Genomic DNA, 22,515 nt, shown 5'->3' on the forward strand with positions numbered 1-22,515 from the left:
ATGCGCGGTGCCTTCCGCCTGTCAGAAGCGACACGGCAGGTCGGCGAGGGCATGGATAGGGTCGGGGGAAGATCGAGACGACGAGAGGCGGCAGCATGGCGCAGCAGGTACGCGGGGTCGTCGCACCCGGCAAGGGACAGCCGGTGCGGATCGAGACGATCGTCGTTCCGGACCCCGGTCCCGGAGAGGCGGTCGTCAAGGTCCAGGCGTGCGGGGTCTGCCACACCGACCTGCACTACCGCGAGGGCGGGATCAACGACGAGTTCCCGTTCCTGCTGGGCCACGAGGCCGCCGGGGTCGTCGAGTCGGTGGGCGACGGGGTCACCCAGGTGGAGCCGGGCGACTTCGTCGTCCTGAACTGGCGCGCGGTGTGCGGCCAGTGCCGGGCCTGCCTGCGGGGACGTCCGTGGTACTGCTTCAACACGCACAACGCCGCGCAGAAAATGACCCTTGAGGACGGCACCGAGCTGTCGCCCGCGCTCGGAATCGGCGCGTTCGCCGACAAGACGCTCGTGGCCGCCGGGCAGTGCACGAAGGTCGACTCGGCGGCCAAGCCGGAGGTGGCGGGCCTGCTGGGGTGCGGCGTGATGGCCGGGCTCGGCGCGGCGATCAACACCGGCGGGGTCGGACGCGGCGACTCGGTCGCGGTCATCGGCTGCGGCGGCGTCGGCGCGGCGGCCGTGCTCGGCGCCCGGCTGGCCGGCGCGGCGAAGATCATCGCGGTGGACCTGGACGAGCGCAAGCTCACCACCGCGTCCTCCCTCGGCGCCACGCACACCGTCAACGGCAAGGACGCCGACGTCGTCGAGACGGTGCGGGAGCTGACCGGCGGCTTCGGCGCCGACGTCGTCATCGAGGCCGTCGGCCGCCCGGAGACCTACACGCAGGCGTTCTATGCCCGCGACCTCGCCGGGACGGTCGTGCTCGTCGGCGTCCCGACTCCCGAGATGAAGCTGGAGCTGCCGCTGCTGGACGTGTTCGGGCGCGGCGGGTCGCTGAAGTCGTCCTGGTACGGCGACTGCCTGCCCTCCCGCGACTTCCCGATGCTCATCGACCTCTACCTCCAGGGCCGCCTGGACCTCGACACGTTCGTGTCGGAGACGATCGAGCTGGACGGCGTCGAGGCCGCGTTCGAGAAGATGCACCACGGCGACGTGCTGCGCTCGGTGGTGGTCCTCTGATGGCGGCCCGCATCGACCACGTCGTCACGTCCGGGACGTTCTCGCTCGACGGCGGCACCTGGGACGTCGACAACAACGTCTGGATCGTCGGGGACGACAGCGAGGCGATCGTCATCGACGCCGCCCACGACGCCGAGGCGATCGCGGCCGCGGTCGGCGGCCGCAGGCTGGTGGCGATCGTGTCCACCCACGGGCACGACGACCACATCGACGCCGCGCCCGCCCTCAAGGCCCGCACCGGCGCGCCCGTCCTGCTGCACCCGGACGACCTGATGCTCTGGAAGCAGAAGCACCCGGACGCCTCCCCGGACGGCGACCTGTCGGACGGCCAGGTCATCACCGTCGCGGGAACGGACCTCACCGTCCTGCACACGCCGGGCCACAGCCCCGGCGCGGTCTGCCTCCACGCGCCCGCACTGGGCACGGTCTTCTCCGGCGACACCCTGTTCAGCGGCGGCCCCGGCGCGACCGGCCGGTCCTTCTCCGACTTCCCGACTATCATCACCTCCATCCGCGAGCGGCTGCTGACGCTCCCCCCGGACACGATCGTCCGGACCGGCCACGGCGACTCCACCACCATCGGCGCGGAGGCCCCGCACCTGGAGGAGTGGATGGCCCGCGGCCACTGACCCGGGCGTCCTAGGACGCGACGCGTTCGGGCGGGTGCGGGGAGGCGAGGCGGGTGACCCGCGTCCGTCCGCGGAGGGTGACCTCCTCGCCGAGCGACCAGTGCCGCGCCTCGTCCGCGTCGGCACCGGTGAGGAGGGACCCGGCCGCCAGCACCCGCGCCTCGGTGTTCTTGGCGAGGTCGGTGAGGCGGGCCGCCTCGTTCACCGGGTCGCCGATCACCGTGTACTCGAAACGCTCCTCGGCGCCGATGTGGCCGGCGACGGCCTCGCCCGCCGAGGCGCCGATCGCCGCCCGCAGCCCGGGGACGTCCTCGCGCAGCCGGCGGGCGAGCTCGCGGGAGGCGGCGAGGGCGCGGCCGGGCGCGCCCTCCAGCGCCAGCGGCGCACCGAAGATCGCGAGCGCGGCGTCGCCCTCGAACTTGTTGATCCAGCCGCCGTGCGCGCCGATGACCTCGACGACCACGGCGAAGAAGTCGTTCAGCAGCCGGACGACCTCGGCGGGCGGGCTGCCGGCGGCGAGCCGGGTGGAGCCGATGATGTCCACGAAGACCACCGCGACCTCGCGCAGCTCGCCGCCGAGGTCGATGCCGCGTTCGAGGGCGAGGCGGGCGGCGTCCGCGCCGACCTGCCGGCCGAACAGGTCCTGGAGCCGCTCGTGCTCGCGCAGCCCGGCGGCCATGTGGTTGAACCCGGCCTGGAGCAGCCCGACCTCGCTGGCGTCGTAGACGGGGACCTCGACGTCCAGCTGGCCGCGCTGCACCCGGGCGAGACCGAGCCGTACCGACTCGACCGGGTCGGCGATGGCGCGGGCGGCGGTGTAGGTGACGCCGAGGCCGACGACCAGCGCGATGCCGCCGAGTGCGAGCACCGCGATCGCGAAGTCCCGCACGGTGATCTCCGCGATGAGGAAGGTGCCGATGGCGAGGGTGATCAGCCCGAGGATCGGGATCGCGGTGCCGAGCGCCCAGGCCAGCACCGAGCGCGCGACGACGCCGGGCAGGCCGGTGCGGCGCGGCAGCTCGCTGCGCAGCGCGGTGGTCACCGCGCGCCTGAGCAGCCGTTCGGTCAGCAGGTAGACGACCGTGCAGGTGGTGAGGCCGCCGAGCAGGCTGGTGAGGCCGAGCTTGACGGCCAGCAGCCCGGAGAACGGGGCGTTGACGGCGACCCAGCCGACCGTGCCGATGCCCCACAGCGTCAGGTGCAGGGCCATCAGCCGCAGCGGCCCGTACAGCAGCAGCGCGCGCTCGTGCCGGTCGGGTTCGTCGTGCCGCTCGACCAGGCGGCGGACGCGGCGGAAGAACCGCTCGCCGAGGACGAGGCCGACGGGCAGCGCCGCGGAGACGTAGGCGGTGAAGACGACCAGGTTGATGAGCTGGAGCCGCTCGGAGACGTGCCCGACCGGGTCGGGGACGACCACCGCGAACGCGAGCACGACGAGCGCGCCGACGAGGTTGGCGAGGCCGGCGGCGATCGTGACCAGGACGCGGGCCCGGCGGGCGATCCGCGTGCGCGAGTCGCCGGGGGCGCCGTCGATCAGCCGCCAGAGGGGGCGAAGCCGCTTGCCGGAGCGAAGCGCGGGCAGGGCGACGGGTGCCGGCTCGCTCCGGTCGTCGGCCCGCGCGGGAGGACCGAACAGGGTCCGCCTGGGCCGCGGCGCAGGCTCGGCCTTCTCGGTCTCCATGAGCGTGCAGGTTAGCCGGTCGAATCCCCCATATCCCCGCGCCGCCTGCGCGACCTCGGGGAGGGATTGCTCACCTAGGTGCGGATCGGGTCGAGGAGGCGGTGGGGGGACCGCAGGACGATGCTCACCGGGTCGGTGCGGCGGCGGACGCCGGGACCTGCGTGGATCTCCAGTTCCTCCGGCCGGACCTGGCGCTCGCAGGCGGCGCACGCCCCGTCCGGGCCGACCTTGGTTCCGCATGCGGCGTGGACGAAGATGCGGCACGGCTCGGCGGACAGGTGGTCCTCCGCCCAGCGGGCGAGCGTGTGGACGACGGGCCACAGTTCCTTGCCCATGTCCGTCAGCACGTAGTCGTGGCCGTCCTTGACGAGGACGCCCGTGTCGACGAGCGACTGCAGCCGCGCGGACAGCACCGCGCGGGGAATGTCCAGGTGGATGAGGAAGTCGCTGAACCGGCGGACGCCGTAGAAGGCGTCCCGGACGATGAGCAGCGTCCAGCGCTCCCCCACGACCTCCAGCGCGCGGGCCAGCGAGCAGTCCTGCGCCGCGTAGTCCTTCCCGAGTGCCATGTGCACCACAGTACCCGCCAGGGGGTTCATTGATTGAACTTAGTCGTGCTACCGTCGCCCCATTCGGTTCGTTCAATGAACTTGGAGACCGCATGACGACTCTGGCGACTCCCCGGGCCGCGCACCGCGTGCCCGGCACCGCCGCCGCGCTGACGCTGCCGGCCGCCGCCACCCTGCTGGCCCTCATGAACTACTGCGCCCCGGCGGCGACGCTGGCCGACACCGCCCGCGGGCTGCGCGCCGGAGGGACCGCGCAGATCTGGCTGATGAGCTCGATCAGCCTGGGTCTCGCGGCGGCCCTGCTCGCCGCCGGGAGCCTTGCCGACGACCACGGCCGCAAGCGGACGTTCGTCATCGGCGCGGTCGCCCTCGCCGTCTCCAGCGTCGCCTGCGCTCTCGCGCCGAACGCCTCGGTGTTCATCGCGGGCCGGATCGCGCAGGGCGCGGCGAGCGCCGCGCTGCTGGTGACCGGCCTCGGCATCGTGGGCGCCTCGTTCGAGCCCGGCCCGCGGCGGGCGCGGGCCACCGGCATGTGGGGCGCGATGGTCGGCCTCGGCATCGCCCTCGGCCCGATCGCGGCGGCCGGGCTGACCGTGCTCGGCGGCTGGCGGCTCTGGTACTGGACGACCGTCGCCGCGGCGGCGCTGCTCGCCCTGGTGGCCGCGCGGGCGCTCGGCGAGTCCCGGGCCGAGCGCCCGCGCGGCGTGGACGTGCCCGGCCTGGTCACCATGAGCCTCGGCGTGGCGGCGCTGGTCGCGGCGATCACCTGGGGCCGCACCGGCTGGACGGCCCCGGGCGTCCTCGCGCTGTTCGCGGCGGCCGCCGTGCTGCTGGCCGCGTTCACCGTGGTCGAGGCGCGGCGCCGGGAGCCGATGATCGACCTGAGGCTGTTCCGCCGGCCCGCGTTCCTGCTGTCGGTGACCGGGGCGCTCGTCACCGGGCTCGCCGTGATAGGCGTGATGACCTACCTGGCCACGATGATGAGCCTGGTGATGGGTCTGTCGCCGGTAGCCGCCGCGCTGGTGCTGGCGATCTGGTCGGCACTGTCGTTCGTCGTCGCGCTCCAGGCGCACCGGCTGCCGGCGCACCTTCCCGTCCGCCGGCTGCTGGCCGCCGGGTTCGCGCTCGCCGCGATCAGCGAGCTCGCGATGGCGGACATGGCGCCGGACGGGCACTGGTGGCGCCTCGCCCCCGGCCTCGCCGTCGCCGGCGTCGCGAGCGGCCTGACCAACGCGATGCTCGCCCGGCTCGCCGTCGAGAGCGTCCCCGCCGACCGCGCGAGCATGGGCGCCGGCGCCAACAACACCGCCCGCTACATCGGAGCGTCGCTGGGCGTGGCGATCGTCGGGGCCGTCGCCACCGGCTCCGGGCACGACCCGTCCGCGCTGGCGCACGGCACCAACGTCGCGATGGTCGCCTCGGCGGTCATCGCCCTCGCCTACGCCGCCCTGGCCTTGGTGATCCGCGAGAAGGCCTAGGCCAGTTCCTCGATGAAGGCGGCGAGCTGCGTCAGGTTGCGGCACTCGTACATCGGGACGAGCTCTCCGTAGCGCGACGCGGCGGAGTCGCCGGTGTCCCACTGGCCGCGCGGCTCGGGGTTGAGCCAGTACGCGTGCCGTGCACGGCCCACCATCGAGCGCAGGATCGGCAGCGACAGCTCGCCGTAGTTGGAACGGGCGTCGCCGAGGACGAGCAGGGACGTCTTGGACGTGATGGCGTCGCGGTACTTGTCGTCGAACACCTTGATGGCGTGGCCGTAGTTGGACCGGCCGGTGATCCAGACGAGGTCGGCCTCGGCGGCGAGGCGGGTCATGGCGTCGGCGACGTCCACGCCCGGCGCGAAGTACTTGGTGATCTCGTCGGTCGCGTCGATGAACGCGAACGCGCGGACCTTGCTGAACTGCTCCCGCAGCGCGAACGTCAGCAGCAGCGTGAAGTGCGCGAACGCCGACACCGAATCGCTGGCGTCGCACAGCACGACCAGCTCCGGCTTGTGCGGGCGGCGGGGCCGGTGGTGGGTGGTGAGCGGCACTCCCCCGCTGGCGAGGGACGCGCGGACCGTCCGGCGGAAGTCGAGCCGGCCGCGCCTGCCGTGCCGCTGCTTCTGCACGAGCCGGGACGCGAGCTTGCGCGCCAGCGGATACACCTCGCGGCGCAGCGCCTCCATCTCGGTCCGGTTCGCGCCCGCGAAGTCGAGCCGCTCCAGCGGCGGGCGGACGGCGATCCGCGCCGTCCGCTCGACGCCGGTGTCCTCGGCGATGCGGCGCCGCACCTCGCCCGCGACGAGGTCCTGGAACCGGGCGATGCGATCGCGGAACGTCCGGCGCGCGACGCGTTCAGCCATACCGCCGCGCTCCTGGCCGCCGAGGACGGCGCTGAGCAGCCGCGCCATCAGGGTCTCCGGCGACAGCGCGTTCAGGACGCCCGAGGAGAACCACGACTCCTGCCCGGGGGTCTGGCCGAACTCGGCGACGGACATGCGGGCGAACTGCCGCAGCCCGGCGTCGTCCCCGGAGAGCAGGAGCTCGGCGAGTTCGTCGCGGCGCTCCTGCACCAGGGGGTCCAGCGCGGGCGGGACGGGACGTCCGTCGTCGCCCACCGTCCGGGAAGGGCGCTCGGGATCGTGCCGGGTCCCGGCGCCGTCCCCGACCGCCGCCGGGAACCACAGGTCGAAGAGGGTGTCGAACGTCGGCCGGTGCTGGGGGCGCTTGACGACCGTCGCCGCGTAGGCGGCGCGCAGCGACTCGCGGTCCAGCAGGTCGACGGCCTGCATGGCGCGCACCGCGTCCAGTCCCTCGGCGACCGACACCGGCAGCCCGGCCCGGCGCAGCTCCGCGACGAACCCGGTGTGCCGGTCGACGAGGGACGCCATGTCAGCCCCTCAGCCCCAGTTCCCTGGCCGCGCGTTCCTGGTCGGAGACATGCTTGAGGACGACGCCCAGGGTCCGGGCGACGGCGGCCTCGTCCAGGTCGTCCAGCCCGAGGGCCAGCAGGGTGCGCGCCCAGTCGACGGTCTCGGCGATCGACGGGGCCTTCTTGATCTCCAGGTCGCGCAGCGTCCCGACGGTGCGGACGAGCTGCTCGGCCAGCTCGGCCTCGATCCCCGGGACCTGCGCGAGGACGATGTCACGTTCCCGGTCCGGTGCCGGGTAGTCCAGGTGCAGGTAGAGGCAGCGGCGCTTGAGCGCCTCCGACAGCTCCCGCGCCGCGTTCGAGGTGATCAGCACGAACGGCCGCCGGACGGCCGCGACCGTTCCCAGTTCGGGGATCGTGACCTGGAAGTCCGACAGGACCTCCAGCAGCATGCCCTCCACCTCGACGTCGGCCTTGTCCGCCTCGTCGATGAGCAGGACCGTCGGGCTCGTGCGCCGGATCGCCGCCAGCAGCGGCCGCTCCAGCAGGAACTCCTCGGAGAAGATGTCGTCGTGGGTCTCCTGCCAGGCCCGGTCCGCCGGCGCCGCCTGGATCGCGAGGAGCTGCTTCTTGTAGTTGAACTCGTAGAGCGCGCGGGCCTCGTCCAGTCCCTCGTAGCACTGGAGCCGGATCAGCTCCGCGGCGGTGGCCGCCGCGACGGCCTTGGCCAGCTCGGTCTTGCCGACCCCGGCGGGCCCCTCCACCAGCAGCGGCTTGCCCAGCGCCTGCGCGAGGAACACGGTGGTCGCGATCGCCTCGTCCGCAAGGTAGCGGACACCGGCCAGCCTGCCCGCCACGTCGGCCGGTGAGGCGAACATCCCGTCGGTCATCCCTTGCCTTTCTTCGCGACGGCCTTCTTGTAGGTCTGGTTGGTTCCGGCGAACACGAGCGAGGTCTTGTTCCCGTCCAGGGAGACCCCCCAGTAGGACGCGGTCTTGGGGTCGCCGCCGTTCCAGGAGAAGCGGTACTTGCCGCCGCCCTCGGGAATGGCCGAGCCGCTCCAGAGCTTCTGCCCGCCCCGCACCCACACTCCGCTGCCGTCCGCCTTGAACTGGAAGTAGTCCTTGGCGGTGCCGACCCAGCGTCCGACGAGCGGCTTGACGTCGGCGGGCCGCACCGCGGGGAGCGGCGCCAGGGTCGTCGGCGCGGCGGACGGTTCGGCGGCGTACTTCTTCTCCTCCCCGCCGCCGCAGCCCGCGAGGACCAGCCCGGCCACGCAGGCGCAGACGGCGAGGACGGTCGAGCGGGTCCGCGGTGTCACGGGGACCTCCGGATGATCTGGGGCGGAAGCGGAAGTTTACCTGCGGACCCGCTCACACCTGAGGGGTAGCGGGCAGCTGGCCCCGAGGGGTGACGCGGCCCGCGGCCGCGTCCGCCTATAACGGAACCATGACGAGCCCACGACTGCCGCGCGAGGACCTCACGGCGGCCATGGCGGCCCGGCGCGAGCTCGGGCCCGAGTACGACGACGCCTTCATCGAGACGGTCGTCGACCGCATCGAGGAGGCCCTGGACGCGCGCACCGCCGCGCCCCGGCCGCGGTCCCGCCCGAGCCCGGCGCCGCGGCACGGCGAACGCGATCACAGCCTGGCCATGGCGGTGCTGTCGCTGATCGCCGCGATCCCGCTGAGCGCGATCGGCGTCGTCAACGCCGGCCTCCCCGGCCTGCTGTTCGTCATCACCGGCATCGTCCTCGTGAACGTCACCTACACCTTCCGGCCGCGGCGTTAGGGCTACTTGCCCGGTTCGGGGTCGCGCGGAAGGCCGAGGATGCGTTCGCCGATGATGTTGAGCTGCACCTCGGTGGTGCCGCCGTAGATCGTCATCGCGCGGCTGAACAGCATGGCCCGGCCCACGATGCCGCTCTCGGCCATCGGCACCTCGGTGGCCCCGGCCGTGCCCTGCGCGGCCCAGCAGTGGTCGGCGACGTCCTGGTTGAACTGGACACCGAGAAGCTTGCGGACGCTGGCCTCTGCGCCCGGCTCCACACCGTTCAGCTGCTTGAGCGTGGTGCGCAGGCCGAGCAGGTCGATCGACTGGCCCTGCGCGACGAGCCGGCCGACCTCGGCGGCGGCGACGGCGTCCATGTCCCGCTTCGCGAAGAACTTCAGCAGCTCGGGGACGCCCATGCCGAGGCCGCCGCCGGTGGACAGCGACACCCGCTCGTTGGACAGCGTGTTGCGCGCGACCTGCCAGCCCCTGTTCACCTCGCCGACCACGCGGTCGTCCGGGACGAACACGCCGTCCAGGAACACCTCGTTGAACAGGGCGTCACCGGTCAGCTCGCGCAGCGGCCGGACGTCCACCCCCTCGGACTTCATGTCCACGAGGAAGTAGGTGATGCCGTCGTGCTTGGGAGCGTCCGGGTCGGTGCGGGCGATGCAGAAACCCCACTGGGCGTGGTGCGCGAGCGAGGTCCAGATCTTCTGGCCCGTTAGCCTCCAGCCGCCCTCGACCCGCTCGGCCCTCATCGACAGGGACGCAAGGTCGGAGCCGGCGCCCGGCTCGGAGAACAGCTGGCACCACACGATCTGCCCGCGCAGCGTCGGCCGCAGGAACCGCTCCTTCTGCTCCTCGGTCCCGTACCGGACGAGGGAGGGCACGAGCCAGGCCCCGATGCCCAGGTTCGGGGCCTTGACCTTGGCGGCCCTCAGCTCCTGCTGGATCAGGATCTGCTCGACCGGCCCGGCCTCCCGGCCCCACGGCTTCGGGAAGTGCGGGACGGTCCAGCCCTCGTCGCCCAGCTTCGCGGCGAGGGCGTCCTTGTCCTCGGTCGCGGCCAGCTCGGCGATCTCGGCGCGGATCCGCTCGCGCAGCGGCCGGGCGTCCTCGTCGAGCTCCAGCACGACCTCGCGGCGCCCGCCGTCCAGCGCGAGCGCGGCGACCTTGGCGGCCCAGTGTTCGGACGAGCCGAGCAGCGCCCGGAGCGTGAGGGCGCGGCGCAGGTAGATGTGCGCGTCGTGCTCCCAGGTGAAGCCGATTCCGCCGAGGATCTGGATGGCGTCGCGGGCGGTCTGCACGCCCGCGTCGAGCGCGATCACGGCCGAGACGGCGGCGGCGAAGCCGGCTTCCTCGGTGCCCTCGTCCAGTGCGCGGGCCGCGTCCCAGGCGGCGGCGCGGGCCTGCTCCAGCGCGATCAGGCTGCGGGCGGCCTTGTGCTTGACGCCCTGGAACTGCCCGATCGGGCGGCCGAACTGCTCGCGGACCTTGGCGTACTCTGCCGCGGTCGCCACCAGCCAACCGGCGAGACCGGCGGCCTCCGCGCCGAACAGGGCGGCGGCGACGTCCTTGACCTGGCCGGCGGTGACGCCGTCCAGGACACGGTCGGCGCCGACCGCGACGCCGGACACCTCCACGGCGGCGACGCGGCGGACCCGGTCCAGGCTCGTGACCGGTGTGACGGTGAGGTCGGCGGCGTCCAGCGCGACCCACTGCTCGCCGTCGCCGGCCGCGATCGGCAGCACCAGCACGTCGGCGAGCGCGGCGCCGAGCACCGTCGCCGACGTCCCGGACACGACGAGGGAGTCGCCGTCGCGGCGGCCGGTCAGCGCACCGTCCAGCGCGACGGCGGCCGTCTTCGACCCGTCGGCGAGGGCGGGCAGCAGCTCCGCGCGGAGCTTGGCGTTGCTGGACGCGTCGATCACGGCGCTCGCGAGAACGGTCGGCAGGAACGGGCCGGGCGCGGCGGCGCGGCCCAGTTCCTCCAGCACGACCGACAGTTCGAGCAGGCCGAACCCCTGCCCGCCGTGCTCCTCGTCCAGGTGCAGGCCGAGCAGGCCCTGCTCGGCCAGGGCGGGCCAGAACCCGGGCCTGGCCTCCTCGTCCGCGTCCAGCGCGGCCCGCACGGCCGTCGCGGGGATGTTGCGCTCGGCGAAGCCGCGCACCGATTCGGCGAGCGCCTCGTGCTCCTCGGTCAGCCCGATGGCCATGCGTCACCCTCTCTCAGACCCTTTGACCGAGATTCTAGAACAGGATTCGGGTCATGTGTCGAGGTGACGCCGCTCTCATCCCTCGCGTGTCGCGGCGGCGTCCGCGTCCGCCTGCTGCTCGACCTGCTTCTCGGCCGGCTCCTCGCCGGACCGCTTCGGCCCGGCGGCCAGGCTGGCGACCGTGGTGGCGGCCAGGGTTCCGGCGATCACCGCCAGGGACAGCCAGATCGGCACCTCCGGCGCCCAGGCGACACCGTACTCGTGCAGCGCGTGGAAGATCAGCTTGACCCCGATGAAGCCGAGGATGAACGCCAGCCCGTGCCCGAGGTAGACGAGCCGGTCGGTGAGCCCGCCGAGCAGGAAGTACAGCTGGACGAGGCCCATCAGCGCGAACGCGTTGGCGGTGAAGACCAGGTACGGCTCGGTGGTCAGCCCGAAGATCGCGGGGATCGAGTCCAGCGCGAACAGCACGTCGGTGGAGCCGATCGCGATCATGACGATGGCCATCGGGGTGACCAGCCGGCGGCCGTCGCGCCGGGTGACGAACCGGGAGCCGTCGTACTCGTCCGACGTCGGGATGACTCGCTTCGCCCAGCGCAGCAGCGCGTTCTCCTTGTACTCGTCCTCGTCGCCGCCGCGGACCAGGCCGATCGCCGTCCAGATGAGGAACGCGCCGAAGATGAAGAAGACCCAGGTGAACGTCGCGATGGCCGCCGCCCCGACGGCGATGAAGACGCCGCGCAGCACCAGCGCGATCACGATCCCCGCCATCAGCACGGTGTGCTGGGCGTGCTTCGGCACGGCGAACCGGGTGAGGATCACCATGAACACGAACAGGTTGTCGACGCTGAGGCTCTTCTCGGTGACGAAGCCGCCGAAGTACTCGGCGGCGTACCGGCCGCCCGAGAAGGCCCAGACGCCGAGGCCGAACAGCACGGCGAGACCGATGTAGACCACGGACCAGAACGCGGCCCTGCGGGTGGTGAACTCCCGCGTGTCGTTGCGGTGGATGACGAAGAGGTCTGCGGCGATGATCGCGAGAATTCCCGCGATGGTGAGGGCCCAGACCCACGGAGCGACTGACAACGTGAACACCTCCGGCGGACACGAACGTGTGGCCGGAGGTCTCTCCCGCCCTGACGAGCGAGGGCCGCGGAACCCGGGCCGATATGGACCGGCCGTACTGTCGGGAACCGTGCGCGGGGATACTCCCCTCCGATTACCTACTTGAACGCGGGCCGGAAGGGCGTGGTTCCCCCGTCGGAGAACTTTCTCGATCTCGATCCGAACCGTGTCCCCGGAAAGCGCGTCTAAGGTCCGGTCACCCGGCGGGCCGGCGGCGGGCGTCCACCAGTTCCCGGTAGAGGTCCGCGAGCTGCTCGACGGCGTCGTCCTCGCCCGGGAGCAGCGCCGACCGCCGCGCCGCGGCCGAGCCGAGCCGAGCGGCGAGCGACGGGTCGTCAAGGACGCGGTCCACCGCCCGCGCGAGCGCCTCGGCGTCGTTCGGCGGCACCAGCAGCGCCGCCTCGCTCTCCGGCCCGTGCAGTAGCGACGCCCCGGCGGACCGGTCCTCCGCCCCGGCGCCGACCAGGTCCGGAATCCCGCCGACGCGGGTCGCGACCAGCGGGCGGCCCGCCCGCAGGATCTCCTGGACGATCAGCGGCTGCCCCTCCCACACGCTGGGCACCACCGCCACATCGGAGGCGGCCAGCAGCCCGGCGACGTCGGAGCGGCGGCCGAGCAGCCTGGCGGGCAGGTCCTCGGCCTCGATGCGGACGCGCAGTTCGTCCTCCAGCGGCCCGTCCCCGACGATCGCGACGAGCGGCGGCGGGGTGCGCCCGGCCCAGGCCGCCGCCGCGGCGAGCAGCGTCGGCAGGCCCTTCTGCTCCGCGAGCCGCCCGACCGTGAGGATCAGCGGCCGCTCCCCCACACCCAGTTCCGCCCGCAGATCGGCGCGCACGGCCGGGCCCGGCGGCGCCTGCGGCGCGGGCGCCGGGACGATCGCGTGCCCGGCCGACCGGGCGCCGAGGGCCCGCATCCGTTCCTCCAGGTCGGGCGAGACCCCGAGCACCTGGGCGGCGCCGCGGGCGACGATTCGCTCCAGCGTCCCGTAGATGGCCGCCGTCCGCCCGCCCGCGATGACGGCGTTGTGCAGCGTGACGACCAGCGGGGGCCCCCCCTTCGAGAACCGGAGCGGGCCCGGGGCGACGCGCGCGCAGGCCGCCACGGCGAGCGCCCCGGCCCGCAGGCCGTGGGCGTGCACGACGTCGGCGCCGCTCAGCAGCGAACGCAGCTTCGCGACGGCCCTGACGTCGCTCACCGGGCGGGGCCGGTCGGCGAGGTCGACCTCGGCGAAGCGGACGCCGCCGCCGGCGAACCCGAACAGCTCCTCCGTCGACGCGGGCCCGCAGACCAGGACGCGCACACCGCGTCCGGCCAGCCCTTCGGCGACGGACCGGACGTGGCGGCCCACGCCGCCGGCGCTGGTGCCGAGGACGAGTGCGACGCGCAGCCCGCCCAGCTCCATGTCAGACATTGCGGGTGACCTTCCGGCTGAGGACGGCCCGCAGGTCCCGGCCGTCGAGCACGAATGCGATGATCAGGAAGACCGCGCCGGCGACGAGCGCGGCGAGCGCCCCCGTCCCGACGTTGCGAAGCTCCCCGGCCGGGCCCGTCCCGCCGAGGCCGAGCAGCGCGGCCGTCGCGTAACCGGCGGCGCCTCCCGCGGCGCCGCCGAGCACCCCGGCGGCCAGCGCGCGCGGAATCCCGCGCACGGCCGCGGCGCCCCTCGCGCGGACGAGCGTCCCGAGCAGCAGCACGCCGGCGACGGTCATCCCGGCCGCGTTGCCGACGCCGAGGGCCGCGACGACCCACTGACGGTCGACCGAGAAGACCAGCGCGACGTCGGCGACCATGACCACGAGCCAGCCCGCGACGACCGCGATCGCGCCCATCCGGCCCCGGTGGCACGCGTACAGGACGCGCCCGAGGTGCGCGACGAGCCCGTAGCCGAGTAGACCGGGCGCGAACGCCAGCACCGCGCGCGACAGCACGTCCTGCTGGTCGGGATGGCCCGGGTTGAACACCGCCGCGACCGGGACGGCGACGGCGGCCAGGGCGGCGGCCCCCGCGCACGACACCAGGATCACCGCGCGGGTGGTGGACGCGGTGACCTGGTCGAACCGTTCCTGCTGCCCCGCGCTGATCCGGGCCGACAGCAGCGGGAACGCGCTGGTCGCGATCGGCACCGCCAGGATCGCCCACGGCAGCAGGTAGATCGCCCACGCGTACTGGTAGTTCGCGAGCGCGCCGCCCGTGCCCTCGTAGCTGAGCCGGACGACCAGCAGCGCCGACAGCTGCTGCGCGGCCACCGTGGCGAGGCCGGCGACCGCGAGCCGCCGCACGCGCCGCGCCACCCCGTCCGGGAAACGCAGTGTCGGGCGCAGCCGGAGCTTCAGCCGCCAGGCCGCGATCCCGGCGGTGGCGGCCATCGCGACGCCGCCGAGCGCCGTCCCGATCGACAGCGTCAGCATGGCGTCCAGCGGGAGCCCGGCGAGGTCGTTCTCGAACCCGCGGCCGAGCGGCGCGTAGACGATGTAGGCGACGATGACCACCAGGCTGGACATCAGCGGCGCCAGCGCGGGCGCGACGAACCGGCGGTGCGACTGCAGCAGCCCGTACAGGACGACCGCCATCCCGTACATCACCATCTGCGCCGACTGGATCGTGAGCATGGTGGAGCCGACGTCGACGATCTCGCCGCGCGAGCAGCCCTTCAGCGAGCCGCCCGCCAGCAGTTCCATGATCGGCCGGGAGCCGAGCGCCATCAGCGCCGACAGCGGCACCATCAGCAGGACGATCCAGGTGAGCAGCGCCGACCCGATCCGGCGGACCTCGTCGCGGTCGCCGCGTTCGGCGGGACCTGCCAGCACCGGCACGACCATGCTGGCGAGGGCGCCGCCCGCGACGATCTCGTAGACGATGCTGGGGAACTGCGTCGAGGTGAAGTACGCCTGGCTGAGGCAGGACGTGGTGACCGTCTGGGAGAAGGCGTAGGTGCGCCCGAACCCGGCCAGCCGCGACAGCACGGTGATGACGGCGATGACGACGGCGGCGCCGGCGAGCCCGCCGGTCAGTCGGCGCACGGCCGACGGCCGCCGGGTCGGCGGGGACGCTTCGGATGGGGGCACGGTCGATGAAGGCACGCTGGTATGGGTCTGCGGGGGGCGTCCGGCGCGCGGCTAGGCGGGGTCGGCGGCGACACCGTCGCCCGCCGGTCCGGCCTGCGGCGGGACGGACGCGCGGAACGCGTCCTCCGTCACCGGCTTCTCCGCTTCGGCTTCCGCTTCCGCCGGCGCGGGGACGGGTGCGGCGGCCGGGCGGCGGCCCAGCATGTCGATGCGGTTCAGCACCGGGTTGCCCGCGATGACCTTGGTGAAGCTGACGAACTCGCTGGCCGCGTTCAGCCCGGCGAGCCCGGTGAGGACGGCGAGCCGCGGGCCGCGCCCGAGCCGGGTCGCGGCGAGGCCGAGCAGCGCGCCGAGCGCGTTGGCGCCGGTGTCGCCGAGCATCGCGCGTTCGCCGAGATCCTCGGGAAGGAGCGCTGCGGCGGCGCCGAGCGGCGCGGCGACCACCGCGGACCCGGACCGGGTCAGCGCCAGCGGCGTGCCGGTGATGAGGCCGACCTTGACGGCCCGGCCGGGGCGCAGGTCGAACAGGTTCATCAGGTTCGCGGACCCGGCGATGATCGCGCCGTTGACGAGGGTGTCGAACGCGCGGCCCGTCCGGGACGGGGCGGGCGACCCGGCGACGGCCGCGGCGGCGAGCCCGGTCGCCCCGATGCCGAGGATCTTCACCGCGCCGCTGGTGACCTCGCCGCGCGCGAGGGCGGACAGGTGGCCCTTGAACCCGCGGGACGCCCCGGAGCCCGCGAGGTCGTCGTAGCCGCCGAGCACACCGGACCCGGCGCCCGCGAGCAGCGCCGCCGCGCGCAGCCGGCAGGCGACGCCGGGCGTGAGCAGCCCGGCCGCGGCGGCGCCCGCGACGAACGCGGGCCCCTCCAGCAGCGTCACCGGCTCGTCGCGGTGGTTGGTGCGGCCCCAGACGTCCTCGCCGGGCAGGCCGTTCAGGCCGGGCGGACGGCGCGTCAGCGCGGCGTAGGCGGCACGCGCGGCCACCGCGCCCAGGCCCAGCCCGGCCACGAGCCGCGTCCCCCTGCCGATGCCTCGTTTCATCAGGTCACCCGTTCTTCCCCGCCGTGGGCGCGGGCGAGGGCAGGTAGCCGCTCGCGCCGGCGCCCGTGCCGTACTGCCCGGACTTGCCGCCGATCTCGTTCTGCAGCGCCAGGATCGTCACGACCTGGCCGGACGCGGTGTCCACCACGTCGACGGTGGAGACCGAGTCGGCGGCGTCGGAGTCGCGCAGCGCCGCGATCAGCCCGCCCTCCTGCGCGGAGGTCGACGGGCCACCGACGACGGTACCGCGCCCGGCGCCGTCGAGTGCGGAGGCCAGCGAGATCAGCGCCTTGTTGTCGTCGCCTCCGCCGCCGTAGGCGTAGGCGGCGGCGGGGGCGACCATGACGGCGACCGTCGCGTGCTGCCCGGGCTTGCCGCTGGTGGTGACGTATCCGGCCTGTTTGAAGCCGTTGAGGACGGCGCCTCCGGCGGCGTCCTCGCGGCCGGACTTGGCGGGGTCCTTGGTGACGAGCGCGTTGGCGAGGACCGCGCCCGCCTTGCCGTAGGCGTTCGCGTCCGACGGGAACTTGACGTCGTCGGCCTTCAGCTGCGTGGCGAGCTCGTCGACGGTGGCCTGCTGGTCGTCGTCCAGGAGCTTCTTCTGGATCGTGACGCGGCCGGTGACGGCGGCTCCGGCGTTCTTGGCCAGTTCGCTGATCTGCTCGATGCTGTCGTTGCCGGCGCCCGGCGTCTCGATCAGCACCACGGACTGGCCCTTCAGCCGGTTCGCGACGAGCTGCGGCGAGAGCACCTTGGTGAACTGCTCGTCACCGTCCACCTGGCGCTGCCGGTCGCGCTGCGCGAGCCGGGCCTGCTGGGCGGTCTTGGCCGCCGAGTTGGCCTGCTGGCGCAGCGTGTCGCTCACCGAGTTCGACAGGGTGGTGGAGCCCAGCACGATGCCGAGCGCCAGCGCGAGGAAGATCGCGACGATGGAGACGAGGTGGTATCGGAAATCGATCACGTGAAGAGTCCGGTCAGCCAGAAGAGGAAGGCGTGCCAGCGGTCGGCGAGCAGGGGACTGATGACGTCCCCCGCCGGGGACATGGCGACGGCGGTGACGATGGCGACGAACGCGCCGAGGACGAGGAACAGCAGCGACCAGGTGGAGATCCGGCTGCGGTAGAGCCGGCTGACGCCCTTGGCGTCCACCAGCTTGCTGCCGACGCGGAGGCGGGTGAGGAACGTGCTGGCCATGCCGGCGCGCCCCTTGTCGAAGAACTCCTCCATGTTGGCGTGCGTGCCGACCGCGACGATGAGGGTCGCACTCTTGTCGTCGGCGAGCAGCATCGCGATGTCCTCGCTGGTGGCCGCGGCTGGGAACACCACGGCCTCCTGGCCCAGCTCGTGCACGCGCTTCAGCCCGGGCGCCCGGCCGTCCCGGTAGGCGTGCACGACGAGTTCGGCGCCGCAGCTGAGCGCGTCGTCGGAGACCGAGTCCATGTCCCCGACGATCATGTCGGGGCGGTAGCCGGCCTCCAGCAGCGCGTCGGCTCCGCCGTCCACCCCGATCAGGACGGGACGGTACTCGCGGATGTAGGGCCGCAGGGTCGCGATGTCCTCGCGGTAGTGGTAGCCGCGCACGACGATCAGCGCGTGCCGCCCGGCGATCTTCGTGGCCACGTCGGGGACGCCGACGCCGTCGATGAGCAGGTCGCGCTCGCGCTTGACGTACTCCATCGTGTTGGCGACGAACGCCTCCAGCTGGGAGGCGAGCCCGGCCTTGGCCTCGGTCAGCGCCTCGGCGATGGTCTCGGCCGTCTGCTCGGTGCCCTTGACGACGACGTCCTCGCCGCGGAACACGGTGGTCCCCTCGACGCGGACCTGGTCGCCCTCGCGCAGCTTGGTGAAGATCTCCGGGCCGACGTCGTCCACCAGCGGGATGCCGGCCTCGATCAGGATCTGCGGGCCGAGGTTCGGGTACCGGCCGGAGATGCTGGGCGCGACGTTCACCACGGCGCCGACCTCCCGCGACACCAGCGCCTCGGCGCTGACCCGGTCGAGGTCGACATGGTCGATCACCGCGACCTCGCCGGGCTGCAGCCGCTTGGTCAGGTCCTTGGTGCGGCGGTCGAGCCGGACCGTGGCGCTGACCCCGGGCCGCCCGTCGCGGCCGCGGCCCAGCGTGAGCACGCGCCTCGGCAGTTTCTGGGTCAGCCGGACGCGCCGCTCTGCGGTGGGTGACGAGTCGTTCATCGCTTGCCATCCTGCCAGAGCACAGGAGCGTACGTCGGAAAGGCCGACTGTCCAGGCGTGTCCGTTCGCTCACCCTCTGTAATCTTTGCCGGGGGCGCGGGGGCGGCCCCGGCACTGATTCGCGATCTTTCCCGGGGCCGGGAGCTCAGCGTTCCTCGGCGGCCATGGCCAGCAGCTCCTCGGCGTGGGCCCGGCCGAGCTCGGAATCCTCCAGGCCGGCGAGCATCCGGGACAGCTCCCGGACGCGGCCCTCCTGGTCCAGAGCGGTGACGCCGCTGCTGGTCACGGTGCCGTCGTCGGACTTCTCCACCAGCAGGTGCTGGTCGGCGAACGCGGCGACCTGCGGCAGGTGCGTGACGACGATCACCTGGGCGTTGCGGGCCAGCCGCGCCAGCCGCCGCCCGATCTCCACCGCCGCCTTGCCGCCGACGCCGGCGTCCACCTCGTCGAACACGAAGGTCGGGACGGGGTCGGCGCCCGCGAACACGACCTCGATCGCCAGCATCACCCGGGACAGCTCACCGCCCGAGGCGCCCTTGTGCAGCGGCAGCGGCGGCGACCCCGGGTGCGGCGCGAGCCGCACCTCGACCTCGTCGACCCCTTGCGGGCCGTAGTCCCCGGTCGGGGTGACGGTGACGACGACGCGGGCGTGCGGCATCGCGAGGGCCGTCAGCTCCTCGGTGACGGCATCGGAGAACCGCTCGGCGGCGCGGGTGCGGACCGCGGTCAGCTCCGCCGCCTCGGCGGTGAGCCGCTCGGTCAGCTCGGCGTGCTCGGCGCGCAGCCCCTCGATGCGGTCGTCGTCGCCCTCCAGCTCCGCCAGCCGCGACGCCGACGCCCGGGCCCATTCCAGGACCGCCGTGACCGTCCCCTCCGCCCCGCCGTACTTGCGGGTCAGCGCGGTCAGCTCGGCGCGCCGTTCCTGGACGACGGCGAGCCGCGCCGGGTCGGCGTCCACCGACTCGGCGTAGGACGCGAGGTCGGTGCCGACGTCGGAGACCAGGTAGCCGGCCTCGGTGAGCCGGTCGGCGAGGGCCGCCAGCTCCGGGTCGTGGTCGCGGACGGCCTCCAGCGCGTTGCGGGCCTGGCCGAGCAGGCTCGTCACGTTCGCGGCCTCGAACGCGGCCGCCGGATCGCCGAGCAGCGCCTCGTGCGCGGTGTCGGCCGCGCCGCGCAGCGCGTCGGCGTGCCCGAGCCGCTCCTCCTCGGCCGCGAGGTCGGTGTCCTCGCCGTCCTTCGGGTCGACCTTCTCGATCTCCTCCAGGCCGAAGCGGAGCAGGTCGGCCTCCTGGGCCCGCTCGCGGGCGCGCGTGGTCAGCTCCTCCAGAAGCGCGGAGACCTGGCGGTGCCGCTGGTACGCCTTGGTGTAGGCGCGCATCGGCTTGGTCAGCGCGCCGCCCGCGTACCGGTCGAGCGCCCCGCGCTGCCGGGACGACTGCAGCAGCCGCTGCTGGTCGGACTGGCCGTGCACGGCGACCAGGTCGTCCGCCAGGTTGATCAGCATGCTCACCGGGACGGACCGGCCGCCGAGGAACGCGCGGGACCGGCCCTCCGCCGACACCGAGCGGGTGACGATCAGCGCGCCGTCGTCCAGCTCGCCGCCGGCCTCATCGACGCGCTCCACCACGCGCCCGCCCGGATCGACGACGATCCGGCCCTCGACCGTGGCGCGGTCCGCGCCCGGCCTGACCCGCTGCGGGTCGGCGCGGCCGCCGAACAGCAGGCCGAGGCTGGTGACCACCATGGTCTTGCCGGCCCCGGTCTCACCGGTCACCACGTTGAAACCCGGCGACAGATCGAGCACGGCCTCGTCGATCACCCCGAGGCCCTGGATCCGCACCTCATCGACCATCGGACGCACCAGCGTCACAACCCTCCGCAAACAGATCCCCGGTCAGCGCCTGTGGAGATTATCCCCTCTGCCCGCCGGACGCCTCCCCGTCCGACTCGGGGGGCACCCCCTCCGGCGCGAAGCCCGGACCGGGGTAGCCGGCGACGCCGCCGGCCGCCGGAGCGTCCCCGACCTGCGAGTCCCCGAGCGGCGGGGACGGGCGGGAGGGTTGGCGGACCCGCCCGCGCCAGCCCGTCACGGGCAGCCCGAACTTGGTGACCAGCCGGTCGGTGAACGGGGTGAGGTGCAGCCGCGCGAGCCGCACCGGCTCGGCGCCGCGGCGGACCTCCACCCGCGCGCCCGGCGGCAGGTCGAGCGTGCGGCGCCCGTCGCACCAGAGCACGGCGCGGGGCGTGTCCGGCAGCACCTCCACCGCCACCGACGAGCGCGGCGACACCACCAGCGGGCGGGCGAACAGCGAGTGCGCGCTGATCGGCACCACCAGCATCGCCTCCACCTCCGGCCACACGACCGGTCCGCCGGCGGAGAACGCGTACGCGGTGGAGCCGGTGGGAGTGGCGCACACCACTCCGTCGCAGCCCCAGTTCGACAGCGGGCGCCCGTCGATCTCGGCGACGACCTCCAGCATCCGCTCCCGCTCGGACTTCTCGATGCTGGCCTCGTTCAGCGCCCAGGTGGTGCCCATGACCGTGCCGTTGCGGCGGGCGGTGACGTCGATGGTCATCCGCTCCTCCACCTCGTAGCGGCGCGTGCACACCCGGTCGACGGTGGCGGCGAGGTCCTCCCGCTCGGCCTCGGCGAGGAACCCGACGTGGCCGAGGTTGACGCCGAGCAGCGGGGTGCCGGACGTGCGGGTCAGGTCGGCGGCGCGCAGCAGCGTCCCGTCCCCGCCGAGGACCATGACGACCTCGGCGTCGTCGGCCGCCGCGGCGCTGCTGGGCATGACCTCCACGCCCGTGCAGCCGATCTGCTCGGCCTCCTCGTCCAGGACCCGCACGCAGATCCCGGCCTCGCTGAGCCGCTCGATGACCAGCTGCGCGCTGCGGACCGCCTCGGGCCGCCCGGTGTGCGCCACCACCAGCACCGACCTTTTGCTCATGCTCTCGCCCCACTCCCCGACGCGCTCCGGCGTACAGACGTCTGGACGAACATCCCTCGCGGGGACGTTCCCGGTTCGGACGCCTTCTGTACGCGTTGAGACCCGGTGCCGCTCACTGCGGGCCCTCCGCGATCGCCTTCGCCAAAACGGCCTCGTCCAAGGGCGGGGCCCCGGCGCGCAGCCACAGGAAATACTCCACGTTGCCGGACGGACCCGGCAGCGGGCTCGCCGCGACCCCGAGGACGCCGAGGCCGAGGGTCTCCGCGTGCCCGGCCACGCCGCGCACCGCGTCGGCACGCAGCTCCGGGTCGCGGACCACGCCGCCCGCGCCGACCCGGTCCTTGCCGACCTCGAACTGCGGCTTGACCATGAGCGCGTAGTCGGCGTCCGGCGCCGCGCAGGTCCGGATCGGGGCGAGGACGAGCTTCAGCGAGATGAACGACAGGTCGCCGACGACCAGGGCCGGGCGCGCGTCGCCGAGCATGCCGGGCTCCAGGTCGCGGATGTTGACCCGCTCCAGGACGGTGACCCGGTCGTCGGTCCGCAGCGACCAGGCGAGCTGCCCGTAGCCGACGTCGACCGCGTACACGTGCGCCGCGTCCGCGCGCAGCAGGACGTCCGTGAACCCGCCGGTCGAGGCGCCGGCGTCGAGGCAGACGCGGCCCTTCACGTCCAGGCCGTGGAACGCCTCCAGCGCGCCGGCGAGCTTGTGCCCGCCGCGCGACACGTACTCGGGGCCGTCACCGGCGTCGGCCACGACGATCGCCGCGCCCGCCTCGACCTGGGTCGCCGCCTTCGCCGCGGTCTGCCCGCCGACCCGGACCCGGCCGTCACCGATCAGCTGCCCGGCCTGCTCCCGCGACCGCGCCAGCCCGCGCCGGACCAGTTCCACGTCGAGCCTCCGCCTGGTCACGGGCGGGGGCGGAGCGCGTCGGGGAACGCGGGACGGGGCGGCTCGGGCCGCTCCTCCTGGCCCGCGGAGGCGAGGAGCTCCTGGAGCCGCTGGTGGACGTCCTCGAAGATCTCCACGTGCTCGGGGACGGGCCGCCCGCCGAGCTCGCCGAGGCGGGCGACGACGGCGTCCACGCGCGGGTCGCCGGTGGGGTCGGGCGGCGGCACGGCCGGGAACTCCGGCTCCTCCGGCACCCTCTCCACGGCCTCGTCGGACATCACGTTTACCTCCCAGTGCTCCCGGAGCGCCCGCGACGAGTCGCTTCCGGCTCATCCTGAACGCT

Annotated in this window: 19 protein-coding genes and 1 pseudogene; 4 read left to right on the top strand and 16 right to left on the bottom strand. The window is 73.8% G+C overall.

The window, feature by feature from the left end; translation table 11 throughout:
• The first annotated feature begins 95 nt into the window (after positions 1–95).
• Entirely contained in the window at positions 96–1,181 is a 1,086-nt protein-coding gene (locus tag ACQPXG_RS25435) for an S-(hydroxymethyl)mycothiol dehydrogenase (RefSeq protein ID WP_433461622.1), read from the top strand.
• The gene (locus ACQPXG_RS25440) at positions 1,181–1,810 is read left to right on the top strand and encodes an MBL fold metallo-hydrolase (protein ID WP_433461623.1); all 630 of its coding nucleotides are present in this window, start codon (positions 1,181–1,183) and stop codon (positions 1,808–1,810) included. Before ACQPXG_RS25435 ends, ACQPXG_RS25440 begins: the two co-directional genes overlap by 1 nt.
• Before the next feature lie 10 nt (positions 1,811–1,820).
• Here the strand turns inward: ACQPXG_RS25440 and ACQPXG_RS25445 are convergent, their stop codons facing one another.
• Together ACQPXG_RS25445 and ACQPXG_RS25450 are read right to left on the bottom strand one after the other, a co-directional pair.
• Positions 1,821–3,491 (bottom strand): adenylate/guanylate cyclase domain-containing protein, encoded by a 1,671-nt coding sequence (locus ACQPXG_RS25445; protein WP_433461624.1) that lies wholly within the window; start codon positions 3,489–3,491, stop codon positions 1,821–1,823.
• Between the two features lie 74 nt (positions 3,492–3,565).
• The gene (locus tag ACQPXG_RS25450) at positions 3,566–4,060 is read right to left on the bottom strand and encodes a winged helix-turn-helix transcriptional regulator (RefSeq protein ID WP_433461625.1); all 495 of its coding nucleotides are present in this window, start codon (positions 4,058–4,060) and stop codon (positions 3,566–3,568) included.
• A gap of 92 nt (positions 4,061–4,152) precedes the next feature.
• Here ACQPXG_RS25450 and ACQPXG_RS25455 point away from each other — a divergent pair, with 92 nt between their 5' ends.
• Positions 4,153–5,538 carry an MFS transporter gene (locus ACQPXG_RS25455; RefSeq protein WP_433461626.1) on the top strand — a complete coding sequence of 462 codons (1,386 nt, stop codon included), beginning with the start codon at positions 4,153–4,155 and terminating at the stop codon, positions 5,536–5,538.
• Here ACQPXG_RS25455 and ACQPXG_RS25460 read toward each other — a convergent pair.
• Genes ACQPXG_RS25460 through ACQPXG_RS25470 form a run of 3 tightly spaced genes read right to left on the bottom strand, consistent with a single transcriptional unit; the run spans position 5,535 to position 8,234 of the window.
• Positions 5,535–6,932 (bottom strand): vWA domain-containing protein, encoded by a 1,398-nt coding sequence (locus tag ACQPXG_RS25460; protein WP_433461627.1) that lies wholly within the window; start codon positions 6,930–6,932, stop codon positions 5,535–5,537. The two genes, ACQPXG_RS25455 and ACQPXG_RS25460, sit on opposite strands and share 4 nt — an antisense overlap.
• 1 nt (position 6,933) lies before the next feature.
• Positions 6,934–7,803: an AAA family ATPase gene (locus tag ACQPXG_RS25465; RefSeq protein ID WP_433461628.1), complete on the bottom strand. Its 870-nt coding sequence runs from the start codon at positions 7,801–7,803 to the stop codon at positions 6,934–6,936.
• The gene (locus tag ACQPXG_RS25470; protein WP_433461629.1) at positions 7,800–8,234 is read right to left on the bottom strand and encodes a hypothetical protein; all 435 of its coding nucleotides are present in this window, start codon (positions 8,232–8,234) and stop codon (positions 7,800–7,802) included. Before ACQPXG_RS25470 ends, ACQPXG_RS25465 begins: the two co-directional genes overlap by 4 nt.
• Before the next feature lie 128 nt (positions 8,235–8,362).
• On the opposite strand from ACQPXG_RS25470, the gene ACQPXG_RS25475 reads away from it, so the two are divergent.
• Positions 8,363–8,704 (top strand): hypothetical protein, encoded by a 342-nt coding sequence (locus ACQPXG_RS25475; RefSeq protein ID WP_433461630.1) that lies wholly within the window; start codon positions 8,363–8,365, stop codon positions 8,702–8,704.
• A gap of 2 nt (positions 8,705–8,706) precedes the next feature.
• Here ACQPXG_RS25475 and ACQPXG_RS25480 read toward each other — a convergent pair whose 3' ends face one another.
• From ACQPXG_RS25480 to ACQPXG_RS25530, 11 genes and pseudogenes are all read right to left on the bottom strand, one after another.
• Positions 8,707–10,902, bottom strand: coding sequence for an acyl-CoA dehydrogenase (locus ACQPXG_RS25480; RefSeq protein WP_433461631.1), 2,196 nt, complete (start codon positions 10,900–10,902; stop codon positions 8,707–8,709).
• Between the two features lie 75 nt (positions 10,903–10,977).
• Entirely contained in the window at positions 10,978–11,988 is a 1,011-nt protein-coding gene (locus tag ACQPXG_RS25485) for a TerC family protein (protein ID WP_433461632.1), read from the bottom strand.
• Between the two features lie 235 nt (positions 11,989–12,223).
• Positions 12,224–13,429, bottom strand: a complete 1,206-nt coding sequence (locus tag ACQPXG_RS25490) for a glycosyltransferase family 4 protein (RefSeq protein ID WP_433470050.1) — start codon at positions 13,427–13,429, stop codon at positions 12,224–12,226.
• A 1-nt stretch (position 13,430) separates the two neighbouring features.
• A complete protein-coding gene (gene murJ / locus ACQPXG_RS25495; protein ID WP_433461633.1) occupies positions 13,431–15,047 on the bottom strand; it encodes a murein biosynthesis integral membrane protein MurJ in 1,617 nt (538 codons plus the stop codon).
• Positions 15,048–15,143: 96 nt separating this feature from the next.
• A complete protein-coding gene (locus tag ACQPXG_RS25500; protein ID WP_433461634.1) occupies positions 15,144–16,136 on the bottom strand; it encodes a hypothetical protein in 993 nt (330 codons plus the stop codon).
• Between the two features lie 4 nt (positions 16,137–16,140).
• On the bottom strand, positions 16,141–17,097 hold the full coding sequence (locus ACQPXG_RS25505) for a copper transporter (protein ID WP_433461635.1): 957 nt from the start codon (positions 17,095–17,097) through the stop codon (positions 16,141–16,143).
• The gene (gene steA, locus ACQPXG_RS25510) at positions 17,094–18,329 is read right to left on the bottom strand and encodes a putative cytokinetic ring protein SteA (protein WP_433461636.1); all 1,236 of its coding nucleotides are present in this window, start codon (positions 18,327–18,329) and stop codon (positions 17,094–17,096) included. Before steA ends, ACQPXG_RS25505 begins: the two co-directional genes overlap by 4 nt.
• Before the next feature lie 145 nt (positions 18,330–18,474).
• Positions 18,475–20,181 carry a DNA repair protein RecN gene (gene recN / locus ACQPXG_RS25515; RefSeq protein WP_433461637.1) on the bottom strand — a complete coding sequence of 569 codons (1,707 nt, stop codon included), beginning with the start codon at positions 20,179–20,181 and terminating at the stop codon, positions 18,475–18,477.
• Positions 20,182–20,392: 211 nt separating this feature from the next.
• Positions 20,393–21,280 (bottom strand): annotated as a pseudogene (locus tag ACQPXG_RS25520) (NAD kinase); the annotation flags it as partial.
• 112 nt (positions 21,281–21,392) lie between these two features.
• Positions 21,393–22,193, bottom strand: coding sequence for a TlyA family RNA methyltransferase (locus ACQPXG_RS25525; RefSeq protein ID WP_433461638.1), 801 nt, complete (start codon positions 22,191–22,193; stop codon positions 21,393–21,395).
• Positions 22,190–22,453 (bottom strand): hypothetical protein, encoded by a 264-nt coding sequence (locus tag ACQPXG_RS25530; RefSeq protein WP_433461639.1) that lies wholly within the window; start codon positions 22,451–22,453, stop codon positions 22,190–22,192. The genes ACQPXG_RS25525 and ACQPXG_RS25530 overlap by 4 nt, the downstream gene beginning before the upstream one ends.
• Positions 22,454–22,515: the final 62 nt, after the last annotated feature.

It is taken from the genome of Spirillospora sp. CA-128828 (assembly GCF_050945415.1).
GTDB lineage: Bacteria > Actinomycetota > Actinomycetes > Streptosporangiales > Streptosporangiaceae > Spirillospora.